The following is a 12624-nucleotide window of genomic DNA, read 5'->3' on the forward strand; positions in this document are numbered from 1 at the left end:
CCCCTAGATGTAGTAGTCATGAGGCGCAAGTCGCCTACAGGTTGGGTTTGACTACCGACCGCACTCCCGCAGCGTCGACCCGGCGAGGACCATCGACAGATGGCTTCGGCGCGCCGACCCGTGCCCGGAGAGCGGCCCGGCGGACCCGCGATCGATGAAGGAGGTCGGGTGCTATGCGGTGTCCGTACTGCCGGCACGCCGACTCCCGGGTGGTCGACTCGCGGGAGGCCGACGACGGTCAGTTGATCCGCCGGCGGCGGTCCTGCCCCGAGTGCGGCAAACGGTTCACCACTGTCGAGGAGGCCGTCCTCGCGGTCGTCAAGCGCAGCGGGGTAACCGAGCCGTTCAGCCGTACGAAGATCATCGGCGGGGTGCGCAAGGCGTGCCAGGGCCGGCCCGTGGACGACGACTCGATCGCGCTGCTCGCGCAGAAGGTCGAGGAGACCGTCCGGGCCAAGGGGGCCGCCGAGATTCCCAGCCACGAGGTGGGGTTGGCCATCCTGGGACCGCTGCAGGACCTGGACGAGGTCGCCTACATGCGGTTCGCCAGCGTCTACCGGTCGTTCGACTCGCTCGCCGACTTCGAGCGGGAGATCGAGACGTTGCGGGCCGCCGCGCGCGCCCGGGAGGGCGCCGGGGCCGACGCGGTCGAGGCCGCCGGCCGTACCAGTTGAGCGTTTTCGCAGTTGATGACAGTCGGATCGCGCGGCGGCTCGCCGCGCGGGCGAGGGGGCGGATGAGATGTCGGGGGACGGTGTGACAACGAGCAGGTCGCGGAACAAGGCCGGCGCGGGGCTGAAGATCGAGCGGGTGTGGACGACCGAGGGGGTGCACCCCTACGACGAGGTCGCGTGGGAGCGCCGCGACGTCGTGATGACGAACTGGCGGGACGGCTCGATCAACTTCGAGCAGCGCGGCGTCGAGTACCCGCAGACCTGGAGCGTCAACGCGGCGAACATCGTGACCACCAAGTACTTCCGGGGCGCCGTGGGCACCCCGGAGCGGGAGTGGTCGCTGCGGCAGCTGATCGACCGGGTGGTCACCACCTACCGCACCGCCGGTGAGGAGTACGGCTACTTCGCCAGCCCGGCCGACGCCGAGGTCTTTGCTCACGAGCTGACCTGGATGCTGCTGAACCAGGTGTTCAGCTTCAACTCGCCGGTCTGGTTCAACGTCGGCACGCCGTCGCCGCAGCAGGTCTCGGCGTGCTTCATCCTCGCCGTCGACGACTCGATGGACTCCATCCTCGACTGGTACAAGGAGGAGGGGCTGATCTTCAAGGGCGGCTCCGGCTCCGGCGTGAACCTGTCGCGGATCCGCTCGTCGCGTGAGCTGCTCTCCTCCGGCGGCACCGCCTCCGGCCCCGTCAGCTTCATGCGCGGCGCCGACGCGAGCGCCGGGACCATCAAGTCCGGTGGGGCCACCCGGCGGGCGGCCAAGATGGTCATCCTCGACGTCGACCACCCGAACATCGAGGAGTTCGTGACCACCAAGGCGCGCGAGGAGGACAAGATCCGCGCGCTGCGCGACGCCGGCTTCGACATGGACCTCGGCGGCAACGACATCGTCAGCGTGCAGTACCAGAACGCCAACAACTCGGTGCGGGTCTCCGACGAGTTCATGACGGCGGTGCAGAACGGCGGCGGCTTCGACCTGCGCGGCCGGCTCGACGGCGCGGTGATCGAGACCATCGACGCCGCGAAGCTGTTCCGCACGATCTCCCAGGCCGCCTGGGAGTGCGCCGACCCCGGCCTGCAGTACGACGACACCATCAACGACTGGCACACCTGCCCGGAGACCGGGCGGATCACCGCGTCGAACCCGTGCTCGGAATACCTGCACCTGGACAACTCCTCGTGCAACCTGGCCTCGCTGAACCTGATGAAGTTCCTCCGCGCCGACGGCGGCTTCGACGTGGAGAAGTTCGTCAGGTCGGTCGAGTTCGTCATCACCGCGATGGACATCTCGATCTGCTTCGCCGACTTCCCCACCGAGAAGATCGGCGAGACCAGCCGGGCATACCGGCAGCTCGGCATCGGCTATGCCAACCTCGGCGCGCTGCTGATGGCCTCCGGCCTGCCCTACGACTCGGAGCAGGGCCGCTCGGTCGCCGCGGCGATCACCTCGCTGATGACCGGCACGGCCTACCGCCGATCGGCCGAGCTGGCCGGGGTCGTCGGCCCGTACGACGGCTACGCCCGCAACGCGGAGCCGCACAAGCGGGTCATGCGCAAGCACGCCGCCGCCAACGACGAGATCAAGCCGACCAGCACGGTGGCCACCGCGATCGTCCGCGAGGCGACGAAGCAGTGGACCCAGGGCAACAAGATCGGCGACAAGTTCGGCTGGCGCAACTCGCAGGCCAGCGTCCTCGCGCCGACCGGCACCATCGGCTTCATGATGGACTGCGACACGACCGGCGTGGAGCCGGACCTGGCGCTCGTCAAGTTCAAGAAGCTGGTCGGCGGCGGCTCGATGCAGATCGTCAACCAGACCGTGCCGCGCGCGCTGCGCAGCCTCGGCTACCCCGAGGAGCAGGTCGAGGCGATCATCGAGCACATCGCCGACCACGGCCACGTGGTGGACGCCCCGGGCCTCAAGCCGGAGCACTACCCGGTCTTCGACTGCGCCATGGGCGAGCGCACCATCGCCCCGATGGGCCACGTGCGGATGATGGCGGCGATCCAGCCGTTCGTCTCGGGGGCCATCTCCAAGACGGTCAACATGCCGGAGGCGGCCACCGTCGAGGACGTCGAGAAGATCTACTTCGAGGGCTGGAAGCTCGGCCTGAAGGCGCTGGCGATCTACCGGGACAACTGCAAGGTCGGCCAGCCGCTCTCGGTGGCCAAGTCCAACAAGACCGTCGCCAGCACGCCGGCCGCGGCCGAGGTGGAGAAGGTCGTCGAGAAGGTCGTCGAGTACCGCCCGGTGCGCAAGCGGCTGCCGAAGAAGCGCCCGTCCGAGACGGTCAGCTTCTCCGTCGGCGGCGCCGAGGGCTACCTCACCGCGTCGTCCTACCCGGACGACGGCCTCGGCGAGGTCTTCCTCAAGATGTCCAAGCAGGGCTCCACCCTCGCCGGGGTGATGGACGCCTTCTCGGTCGCGATCTCCATCGGTCTCCAGTACGGCGTCCCGCTGGAGACGTACGTCAGCAAGTTCACCAACATGCGCTTCGAGCCGGCCGGCATGACCGACGACCCGGACGTGCGGATGGCCGCCTCGGTGATGGACTACATCTTCCGTCGCCTGGCGCTGGACTTCCTGCCGTACGAGCGCCGCGCGGAACTGGGCATCTTCACCGCCAGCGAGCGGGCCGCCCAGCTCCGGGCCGAGGCGGAGGCGGAGGCGAGCGGTACGGACCTCACCGCGATGGCCGCCTCCGCCCCGGTCGAGACGAGGCCGGAGGAGCCGAAGATCGGCCCGGTTGCGCAGCCGGTGCAGGAGATGGCCGACGTGGCCGCCGCCAAGCCGGCACCGGCCGTGGGTTCCAGCACCGAACTGCTGGAGGCCGTGATCGGCAAGGCCGCCGACGCGCCGCTCTGCTTCACCTGCGGTACGAAGATGCGCCCGGCCGGTAGCTGCTACGTCTGCGAGGGCTGCGGCTCCACCAGCGGCTGCAGCTGAGACCGAGAAGGTTGGTATGGCTGCTGTCTCCAACCTCTGAGGAATCCGTGTGACATCGCCCTGGTAAAGCTCCATAGCAGGTGCCTCCCATCCGAATTCGGATGGGAGGCACCTGCTTTCGGCGATCCGCCACCTGTTTATAGGTGACCACCTCGACCCGGGACAGATGGCTGTTGTAGACGCGCAGCGCCCGTCCGTAACGACTAGACGCTTCATCTCGCCGAGATATGCCATGAGCTCGTCGCGGGTTGCCTGCGGGTGGTCGGAAGGGTCATATTCGATGACCTTCTCGAGCAGCAGGCGCAGGGCATGGTCGGATCGGATGCGCGAACGAGGTCCAGGAGAGCGTCGCTCGAGGGTATGACACGACCGTCTGGGCGCAGGAGGCCGTGCCAGGGTGCGGCGGGGAAGCGGGGTCGTTCGCCGTAGCTGAACCGGAAGACCGACCCGGGCGGGTTGACGGTGCGGAGAGCTTGCCCGGACAGCGTCAACCGCTCGGAAGGGAATGCCTCCTTGCACGACAGGAAAGGGGTAACATGAAGGAGGCTTATCGCCCCGGGGACCTTCCCGGTGACTGCCCTTGAACTGCAACGGCGATCGTCGCACCGAGACCGAACCACCCGACGAGCGGCCGTCGCTGGTCAAGAGGCCCAGTGTCTGACCGGGCTGTCAGCCACGGGGGTGAGGGCTGGTCATCGTCGTCTGTGTCGGGCTCGCGTTCGGTGACGACGATGACTCGCCGGAGCAGGCGCAGCCTGAAGCGACCGGCTCCACTCCCGCGGGTGGTGGAGACGCCCGCCGCCACCACCCGCGCTCGGACAGTCCGTTCGCGGCAGGCCCTGTGGGAACCCAGGGTCGCGTACCGCAGGTCAGATCCAGCCGCGCCGGGCCGCCTCAACGCCAGCCTGAAAGCGGCTGCTGGCCTGGAGCCGCTCGGTCAGGACGTTCATGAGCCTTTGGATACTCCGGGGGGAGAGACCGAGCTGTCGAGCGGCGGACTCGTCCGTGTGCCCGTCGGCGAACAGCAGCAGCAGGGCCTTTTCCTGAGCGGTGGGTGCGCCCGACGGTCTGGCGGGAGGGTCACCCAGCGGGGCACCCTGCTGCCAAACCTGCTCGAAGAGGGCCAAAAGGCCGGTGACGATGCCCGAGCTGCGGATCTCCAGGGCGCCGAGGTGAGGCTCCGCCGGGTCGATCGGCGTTAACGCCGTGGTCCGGTCGACGATGACCATACGCATCGGAACCGTCGGCACGGTCCGTGATTCGCTGCCCAGCGCCGCCATCTGGCGGGCATGCGCCAGCGTCGCCGGGTCCTTGCGGAAGCTGTCCTGGTAGACGTTCCGGATCCGCACCGACCGCTCAAGCGCTGCGGCGTTGAGGGGCGCCTCCGCCTGCCGGGTGTCCGCCGGCTGCGCCCCGCCCGGCGTGAAGGACAGACACTCCACGGTGGCGATGCTCGCGAGCTCGGCGAGCCGGTCACGCACGGCCTCAATGCCTTCGATACGCACCGCAACCTCGTGCTGCTCGTGGGTGCTGGCGAGGTTGGCGATCGTCGCCCGGACGGCCTCGATCTGATGCTGACGGGCCGCGATGTCAGCCTCCACCCTCGCTAGCAGCGCGCCCAGGCCGGTCTGCGGGCGGACCGCTCGCACCGCTCCGTCAGGACCGTCGAGACGGACGAGCGCCATGTCCGACAGGACGTCCAGCGCCTCGTGCACCTGCGACCGGTCGAACCCCAGGTGGGCGGCTAGTTGACTTGCGTCCAACGTCGGGTTCGCGAGCATCACCCGATAGACCAGTTCATTCACCTGCGACAACCCCAGCGCTTCCAGCATGGATCCCCCCGCTGTCTTGTTTCGGTGATCCTAAGCGGGAGAGCGACATTGTTGTGACCCCTTGGTGGCGCCGTTGCTACTTCCCGCCAGGCGAGGTTCAGCCGCCGCCAACTTGGTGACAGTTGCCAGCGGCTCCGGCACCCTTGTCTCAAGGCGGTGAACCTTACCGAATTGGGGCCGGATCGGGTCCGACTTTCTGCGCGATCGAATGAGGAGTGGCATGTCCGAGCTCTGGAACCTTTCGAATTCCCTATGGCGGCCCGCCGCTCTACTGTTTGCGGCTGCCACCGTGCTGGCGGCTGCCCTCGGTGGTGAGGCCGGCACGAGCATGCTGGGGGAGGGCTTCGGCTGGGTCGCGTTGGAGCTATCAGATCCGGGCCAGTCGTGATCGCCGTCCTGGTCCGCATCGCGTCACTTGACGGTAGCCGTGTCTACGAGGAGGCCGAATGGCAAAGGAAGGTTCGGCAGCTCGCCGAGAAGGACAGTCGGGTGAACCACATCCGAATTCGGGCCGGGCCGCACGGAGTCAGCGCCATTGCATTCGTTGCCGCTCAGGAACATTCGATCGCGTATTTGGTTCTCCGCAGGCTCATGGAGCAGGGGATTGCCGATGATCCACGACTCCGCCTGTGGCGTGTCATCTGAAAGCGACTTTCCAAGCTGGAGGGTCGAATAATCCCCCGAAAGGGCATGCTGATGTTGATGAAGAGCGTGCGTAGCATCGTCGGACGCGCCGTCGTTGCCTCTCTGGGCGCCGTCGTTGCGGCCACCGTGGCCATCGCGCCCACCGGTGCCCTCGCCGCGCCCCCCACCCCCTCCTTCAGCTCGGCCATCGATGAATATGCCTCATACGACGGTCAGTCCACATGCGACCCCACGCCCAAGAGCGGTGTGGCCGGCTTCAAGGACCTGCTGAATGCCACCTACGGATCACACACCTGGGGCATCGGTCGAGACTGCGGCGTGGGAGACAGGAGCGAACACAAGGAGGGCCGGGCTCTCGACTACCACTTCAACTACTACGACAGCGCACAGCGAGCGGATGCTGACGATCTGCTCAACTGGCTGCTCGCGACTGATCGGCATGGCAACAAGCATGCGATGGCCCGGCGTCTGGGCATGATGTACATAATCTGGAATAACAGGATCTGGAACGCGTACGAGGCGTCCTCCGGCTGGCAGCCCTACAGCGGCGCGAGTCCGCACACTGACCATATCCACTTCAGCTTCAGCTGGGCGGGAGCGGAGAAGTTGACGAGCTGGTGGGCCGGGGGCAGCTCCGCCGCCAAGGCCAGCCCGATTCTCGGCTATGACGATGGAACGACGACGGTGATGTACCGGTGGGGGTCGAACGGCATCTCGTTCAGCGGTCTCTCTACCGCGACGCACTACTCGAACGACCTGGACAACGTGGGCGCTCGGGTGGCGTCCGGTGACGTCAACGGCGATGGCCGGGACGACACGGTGATGGCCCACCAGAACGCGGATGGCACGTTCAGTTTCAAGGTCCTCCTGAACGGGACGGCCGCTCCGGTGACGTGGTTCACCTCGGGTCCGTTCAACCTGGGTCCGGTCGGGGACCGGCTGGTGGTGGGTGACTTCAACGGCGACGGTAAGGCCGAGCCGATCCTTGCCTACGACAGCGGCACCACGACGATCCTGTACCGCTGGTACTCCACCGGCGCGGCGTTCGGCAGCCTGAGCACGGCTACCCATTACTCCACCGACCTGGACAACGTGGGCGGCCGGATGGCCGCCGGGGATGTCACCGGTGACGGCAAGGACGACACCGTCATGGCCTACCAGAACACCGATGGCACCTTCGCCTACAAGGTTTTCCCAAGCGGCACCATGGCTCCGGTGACGTGGTTCACCTCGGGTCCGTTCAACCTGGGCCCGGTCGGGGACCGGCTGGTGGTGGGTGACTTCAACGGCGACGGTAAGGCCGAGCCGATCCTTGCCTACGACAGCGGCACCACGACGATCCTGTACCGCTGGTACTCCACCGGCGCGGCGTTCGGCAGCCTGAGCACGGCTACCCATTACTCCACCGACCTGGACAACGTGGGCGGCCGGATGGCCGCCGGGGACGTTCACGGTGACGGCAAGGACGACACCGTCATGGCCTACCAGAACACAGATGGGACGTTCAGCTACAAGGTCTTCCAGAGCGGCACCATTGCGCCGGTGGACTTCTACCGGTCGGGCGGGTTCAACCTCGGTCCGGTGGGCGACCGGCTGCTGCTCGGGTCCTGGCTGTGACGCCGGGTCGAGCGCCAGTGGGTGGCTGAGAGGCCAGAAGGAACCGGGCCGTCGCGAGAGCGGCGGCCCGGTTCGGCGTCCGTCGACCGCAGCGCTAGTACTCCAGCCGCAGCCGTACGGCGTGTAGTTTCGGCAGCTCACCGGCATGATCGGCGGCGTAGTTGAGCCTGCCATATAGGTGCGGATGCCGATGCTGTTCAGTGGGTGGGTGGGTTGCGTGGTCGCACTGTCTGTCTGTTGTGGTCGACCGCAGGGCGGGCAGGCTGCCGCGCTTGTGTTGATCGATGAGATGGTCACGGCGGCTGCGAGGCCCGTGACCGCACGGGAAATGGCGCGGGGAACTGCGTGTCGAGTTCGCCGGCCCCGGTGCCGTTGGTCCCCTGTCAGCGCCTGACCAGATCTCAGCGTGCAGAAACCTTAGAGACAACGTGAGACGTCGTCGACGATCATCGGTTTATGACGACCGCCGAGAGCTACGTCGAGTTCGGCATCCGGGAGGCGCGCGGCGTTTCCCCGACGTACGAGCGGCTGTCCCTCGCCGTCTCCCGCGACGAAGAGTTGCTCGCCCTGCTCGCTGCGCTCCCGCCGGCCAGGCGGCAGCCGAACCTGCTGTTCGGCGTCGTACGGCTGCTCGGTGGGTCGGTCGACGACCCGGCGGCGTTCCGCGACTTCACGATGGCGAACTGGCCGGCGGTCGAGGCGGGACTGCGCACCCGAGCGACCCAGACGAACGAGCCCGGGCGCTGTGCCGTACTGCTGCCGGTGCTCGCCGCGTTGCCACAGCCGTTGGCCCTGCTCGAGGTCGGCGCGTCCGCCGGGCTCTGCCTCTATCCCGACCGGTACGCCTACCGCTACGGCGACCACGCGATCGGTGCCGGCGAACCGGTCCTCGACTGCGCGGCCACCGGCCTGACGCCGCCGGACCGGCTACCGGAGGTGGTGTGGCGCGCCGGCCTGGACCTGAACCCGCTGCGCGTGACCGAACCGGCGGACGTCGCCTGGCTCGACGCCCTCATCTGGCCGGAGCACGCGCACCGCCGCGCCCGGCTGCGGGCCGCCGGCACCGTCGCGGCGTCCGACCCGCCGCTGCTCGTGCGCGGCGACCTGGTGGACGACCTGCCCGCGCTGGCCGCGCGGGCACCGGCGGGCGCGACGCTTGTCGTGTTCCACACCTCCGTGCTCTACCAGGTGCCGGTGCCGCGCCGGGTGGCGTTCGCCGACGTGGTACGCCGCCTGCCTGGCCACTGGATCTCCAACGAGTCCCTGGACGTGCTGCCGCACGACGCGCTGCCGCAGCCGCCGGACGAGGCGCTGCACAACGTGCTCGCGCTGGACGGGCGACCCCTGGCCTGGGCCCGGCCGCACGGCCAGGCGATGACCTGGTTCGGGTGACCCGGTGGGCTGCCGCGCCGGCGTACGGCGCGGCAGCCGCCCTGGGTCAGTGCTGCTTCTGCTGGCAGGGCACGCAGAAGCGGGCGTGCGGCAGCACCTCCAGACGCTCCCGGGGGATCGGGGCGGCGCACTTCTCGCAGGCGCCGTAGCGGCCGTCGGCCAGGCGCCGCAGGGCGCCGCTGATCTGCTCGATGCTCTGCCGGGTGGCGGCGATCAGGGCGCTGCGGGTGTGCGCCTCGCCCGGGTCGCCGGTGTCGGCCGTCAACTGCGTCAGCCGTACGCTCTGCGCCTCGAAGTCGTTGGTCAGTGTCGTACGCAGGTCGTCGAGCCACTTCTGCTCGGCGGACCGGGTGGGCGTGGTCATGGCGTGGCTCCCTCGGAGAAGAAAAAGAAAAAGGGCCGAAGCCGGATGTGGCTTCGCCCTGGTGGCGGTTCGCAGAAGTTGCAACCGGTCCACTGGAGGGCCACGTCCCGCGGGGATCGGCTGGCCGGAGACGACCGAGCCGACGTGCGACGGCGCGACCGCGGATCGCACCACCCGGGTCGCCACGGTCACCCGCAGGGCACACCGACAGGCAGCGGCGGGCGCCGCCGTCATCACGACGGCGGTGCTCTTCTGCTGACCGGTCGACCACATGCAGCCACCATAGGCCGGGCGGATCGGAAAGCCAACGTGCTTGCGTGCGGTGGCGGCCCGGCCGGTGGTGCCGAGCCGCCGGGCGGGCCCCGGGCTCCTGCGAGTCCGATCGTGGCGCGAAGGCGGCGGTGACCTATGCCCCCGCGTCAGATCCAGCCGCGGCGTACCGCCTCGACCCCGGCCTGGAACCTGCTGTTCGCCTGGAGCCGGTCGGTCAGGGCGTTCATCAGCCGCTGGACGCTGCGCGCGGACACGCCCAACTGCCGGGCCGCCGAGGCGTCGGTGTGCCCGTCGCTGAACAGGCGCAGCAGGGCCCGGTCCTGAGGTGCGAGCCCCTCGTCCGAGGGGGCCTGGGCGTCGCCGAAGGGCCGGCCGTGGTGCCAGACCTGGTCGAAGAGCGCCATCAGCCCGGCAACGAGCCCGGGATTACGCAGCTCCAGCGCGCCCAGCCGGGGCTCAGCCGGGTCGATGGGCGTCAGCGCGATGCGCCGGTCGACGATGACCAGACACATCGGCAGCGACGGGACTGTCCGGGACTGGCTGCCGAGCGCGCCCATCCGCTGAGCGTGGGCGAGCACCGTCGGGTCTTTGCGGACGCAGTCCTGGTAGACCTCGCGGACTCGGACGGCCCGTCCGATGGGCCTGGCGCCTGCTGCGTCCCGTCGGCGTCCGACGGATTGCCCCCCGAAGCCCCGCGCGTCGGGCGATGGTGCGTCGGGCGAGCCTGTGGCCCTCCGCCCGGATCGCCGCCCCCGGTCATCGGGCCGGCCGACCGGGTCGGCCTAGACTGCGCCGGTGACCGGAGAGCGACGACCGCTGGCGGACCGGCCGCTGACCGAGCCGCACCCCTCCCGGCTGCCGCCGGAGCACCCCGACCGGCAGCGGATCCTCGCGGCGCACGCCGCGGCCCTGGCCGCCGGTGAGGCCGGCTACGCCGACCCGGGCACCGGCCTCTTCGTGCTCACCGCGGCCTTCCTGGCCCACCGCGGCACCTGCTGCACGAGAGGCTGCCGCCACTGCCCATACACGGACCGCTGACCCCCCTTCTTTTGCTGATCATGAAGTTATTGCCCTGGAGAGCGCTTTCCGTCGGCAATAACTTCATGATCAGCGGGGCGAGATCACCGCGTCGGCGGCACGGTCGACGGCGGTCCCGACAGCATCGTCCTGACGAGGCGAGGGCGGGCGGGGGAGTGGGTCAGTGGGCGGCTACGAAGACGCGGGAGGCGATCTCGCGGGGCAGCCGGATGCGGTCGCCCGAGCGGTCGATCGACACCCCGTCGCGCTCCTGCGCCACCGTCACCGTGGCCCCCGGGTCGACGCCGGCGGCGTGCAGTTGCCGCAGCACGTCAGCGTCGGTCTGCACGCTCTCGCAGATGCGCCGGACCACGACCGACCCGGACAGGCCGGGGAACGCCAGGTTGCGCTCACCCTCGGCCGCGGCGGCGGTCGGCTGCTCCGGCCTGCCGAGTTCCTCCAGCCCGGGGATCGGGTTGCCGTAGGGGGAGCGGGTCGGCCGGTTGAGCAGGTCGTAGACCCGCTTCTCGACGGCGTCGCTCATCACGTGCTCCCACCGGCAGGCCTCCTCGTGGGCCTCCTCGTAGGGCATCCCGATCACGTTTACCAGCAGCAGCTCGGCGAGCCGGTGCTTGCGCATCACGGAGACCGCGTTGCTGCGGCCGTGCGCGGTGAGCGTGAGGTGCCGGTCGCCCTCGACGGTCAGCAGGCCGTCGCGTTCCATCCGGGCGACCGTCTGGCTGACGGTCGGTCCGCTCTGCCCCAGCCGCTCGGCGATGCGGGCGCGCAGGGGCGGGACCCCCTCCTCCTCCAGCTCGAGGATGGTCTTGAGGTACATCTCGGTCGTGTCGACCAGATCATGCTTCACGTCAGCGGACCTCCGACCCACGATGCTACCTGGCGGTTCGCCGAACGACCCCCGGCGAACCGCCAGGTCCGTGCCGGGGATGGTGTTGACTGGGCGCCGTGTCCGCAACTGAGGATCTTCTGGTGGAGGCCGACCGGCTCGCGGTCGAACTCGGCCACGCCGACCCACCCGCGCTGCTCGACGTCCGCTGGCGGCTCGCCGGCCCGCCCGGCCGCGACGACTATGCCGCCGGTCACCTGCCCGGCGCGGTCTTCGTCGACCTGGACACGGCGCTCTGCGGGCCGCCGGGTCCGGCCGGCCGCCACCCGCTGCCCGACCCCGCCGCGCTCCAGGTCGCGCTGCGGGCCGCCGGCGTGCGCGCCGGCCACCCCGTGGTGGTGTACGACGGCGGCGACGGCATGGCCGCCGCCCGCGCCTGGTGGACCCTGCGCTGGGCGGGCCACCGCCGCGTACGGCTGCTGCACGGCGGATTCCCGGCGTGGCGGGCCGCCGGGTTGCCCGTCGACACGGCGGTGCCGACCCCGGCGGGGGGCGACGTCGAGGTGCGCCCCGGCGCGCTGCCGGTGCTCGACGCGGCGCAGGCCGCCCGGCTGGCCGCGTCCGGCGAGGGCGTTCTGCTCGACGTGCGCGCCGCCCCGCGCTACCGGGGCGAGACCGAGCCGGTCGACCCGGTCGCCGGGCACGTCCCCGGCGCGGCGAACCTGCCGGCCGGCGGGTACGTCGCCGACGGCCGGTTCCCGGCCGCCGAGGTCCTGCGTCGGCGCTTCGCCGCCGCCGGGGTGGGCGACGACCGGCCGGTCGGGGCGTACTGCGGGTCCGGGGTGACCGCCGCGCAGGCCGTGTTGGCGCTGCACCTGGCGGGCCGGGCGGACGCCGCGCTCTACGTCGGGTCGTGGAGCAACTGGGTCGCCGACCCGTCCCGCCCGGTGGCCACGGGCGCGACCCCGGGCGGCTGAGCGGCGCGTACCTCGGGACGGTCAGGTCCTCGTGCG

Annotated in this window: 12 protein-coding genes; 8 read left to right on the plus strand and 4 right to left on the minus strand. The window is 69.9% G+C overall.

Annotated elements, in window-relative coordinates; all coding sequences use genetic code 11:
• Positions 1-173 precede the first annotated feature (173 nt).
• Together nrdR and ACQ452_RS08065 are read left to right on the plus strand one after the other, a co-directional pair.
• Entirely contained in the window at positions 174-674 is a 501-nt protein-coding gene (nrdR, locus tag ACQ452_RS08060) for a transcriptional regulator NrdR (protein ID WP_350685385.1), read from the plus strand.
• Positions 675-741: 67 nt separating this feature from the next.
• Positions 742-3624, plus strand: coding sequence for a vitamin B12-dependent ribonucleotide reductase (locus ACQ452_RS08065; protein WP_433391689.1), 2883 nt, complete (start codon positions 742-744; stop codon positions 3622-3624).
• A gap of 869 nt (positions 3625-4493) precedes the next feature.
• Here ACQ452_RS08065 and ACQ452_RS08070 read toward each other — a convergent pair.
• Positions 4494-5456, minus strand: coding sequence for a helix-turn-helix domain-containing protein (locus tag ACQ452_RS08070; protein WP_433391690.1), 963 nt, complete (start codon positions 5454-5456; stop codon positions 4494-4496).
• Positions 5457-5676: 220 nt separating this feature from the next.
• On the opposite strand from ACQ452_RS08070, the gene ACQ452_RS08075 reads away from it, so the two are divergent.
• The 4 genes from ACQ452_RS08075 (at position 5677) to ACQ452_RS08090 (ending at position 9110) form a co-directional block, all read left to right on the plus strand.
• On the plus strand, positions 5677-5844 hold the full coding sequence (locus tag ACQ452_RS08075) for a hypothetical protein (RefSeq protein WP_433391692.1): 168 nt from the start codon (positions 5677-5679) through the stop codon (positions 5842-5844).
• Positions 5841-6101: a hypothetical protein gene (locus ACQ452_RS08080; protein ID WP_433391695.1), complete on the plus strand. Its 261-nt coding sequence runs from the start codon at positions 5841-5843 to the stop codon at positions 6099-6101. Before ACQ452_RS08075 ends, ACQ452_RS08080 begins: the two co-directional genes overlap by 4 nt.
• Positions 6102-6146: 45 nt before the next feature.
• Positions 6147-7718 carry an FG-GAP repeat domain-containing protein gene (locus tag ACQ452_RS08085; RefSeq protein ID WP_433391697.1) on the plus strand — a complete coding sequence of 524 codons (1572 nt, stop codon included), beginning with the start codon at positions 6147-6149 and terminating at the stop codon, positions 7716-7718.
• Positions 7719-8174: 456 nt separating this feature from the next.
• Positions 8175-9110, plus strand: coding sequence for a DUF2332 domain-containing protein (locus ACQ452_RS08090; protein WP_433391700.1), 936 nt, complete (start codon positions 8175-8177; stop codon positions 9108-9110).
• Between the two features lie 46 nt (positions 9111-9156).
• Here the strand turns inward: ACQ452_RS08090 and ACQ452_RS08095 are convergent, their stop codons facing one another.
• The gene (locus ACQ452_RS08095; RefSeq protein ID WP_433391703.1) at positions 9157-9474 is read right to left on the minus strand and encodes a TraR/DksA family transcriptional regulator; all 318 of its coding nucleotides are present in this window, start codon (positions 9472-9474) and stop codon (positions 9157-9159) included.
• A 419-nt stretch (positions 9475-9893) separates the two neighbouring features.
• Positions 9894-10325: a hypothetical protein gene (locus tag ACQ452_RS08100; protein WP_433391706.1), complete on the minus strand. Its 432-nt coding sequence runs from the start codon at positions 10323-10325 to the stop codon at positions 9894-9896.
• Positions 10326-10542: 217 nt separating this feature from the next.
• Here ACQ452_RS08100 and ACQ452_RS08105 point away from each other — a divergent pair, with 217 nt between their 5' ends.
• Positions 10543-10785 (plus strand): DUF5522 domain-containing protein, encoded by a 243-nt coding sequence (locus ACQ452_RS08105; RefSeq protein ID WP_433391709.1) that lies wholly within the window; start codon positions 10543-10545, stop codon positions 10783-10785.
• Between the two features lie 160 nt (positions 10786-10945).
• Here the strand turns inward: ACQ452_RS08105 and ACQ452_RS08110 are convergent, their stop codons facing one another.
• Positions 10946-11602 (minus strand): metal-dependent transcriptional regulator, encoded by a 657-nt coding sequence (locus ACQ452_RS08110; protein ID WP_433394039.1) that lies wholly within the window; start codon positions 11600-11602, stop codon positions 10946-10948.
• 128 nt (positions 11603-11730) lie between these two features.
• Between ACQ452_RS08110 and ACQ452_RS08115 the strand changes: the two genes are divergently transcribed.
• Positions 11731-12588 (plus strand): sulfurtransferase, encoded by an 858-nt coding sequence (locus ACQ452_RS08115; RefSeq protein ID WP_433391711.1) that lies wholly within the window; start codon positions 11731-11733, stop codon positions 12586-12588.
• Positions 12589-12624 lie beyond the last annotated feature (36 nt).

This window comes from Micromonospora sp. KLBMP9576, from assembly GCF_050941805.1.
Taxonomy (GTDB): domain Bacteria; phylum Actinomycetota; class Actinomycetes; order Mycobacteriales; family Micromonosporaceae; genus Micromonospora.

Excerpts from the sequence above, each read along its gene's own strand:
- nrdR (WP_350685385.1), top strand. The coding sequence starts at position 174 with ATGCGGTGTCCGTACTGCCGGCACGCCGACTCCCGGGTGGTCGACTCG.
- ACQ452_RS08065 (WP_433391689.1), top strand. The coding sequence starts at position 742 with ATGTCGGGGGACGGTGTGACAACGAGCAGGTCGCGGAACAAGGCCGGC.
- ACQ452_RS08070 (WP_433391690.1), bottom strand. The coding sequence starts at position 5,456 with ATGCTGGAAGCGCTGGGGTTGTCGCAGGTGAATGAACTGGTCTATCGG.
- ACQ452_RS08075 (WP_433391692.1), top strand. The coding sequence starts at position 5,677 with ATGTCCGAGCTCTGGAACCTTTCGAATTCCCTATGGCGGCCCGCCGCT.
- ACQ452_RS08085 (WP_433391697.1), top strand. The coding sequence starts at position 6,147 with ATGCTGATGTTGATGAAGAGCGTGCGTAGCATCGTCGGACGCGCCGTC.
- ACQ452_RS08090 (WP_433391700.1), top strand. The coding sequence starts at position 8,175 with ATGACGACCGCCGAGAGCTACGTCGAGTTCGGCATCCGGGAGGCGCGC.
- ACQ452_RS08095 (WP_433391703.1), bottom strand. The coding sequence starts at position 9,474 with ATGACCACGCCCACCCGGTCCGCCGAGCAGAAGTGGCTCGACGACCTG.
- ACQ452_RS08110 (WP_433394039.1), bottom strand. The coding sequence starts at position 11,602 with ATGTACCTCAAGACCATCCTCGAGCTGGAGGAGGAGGGGGTCCCGCCC.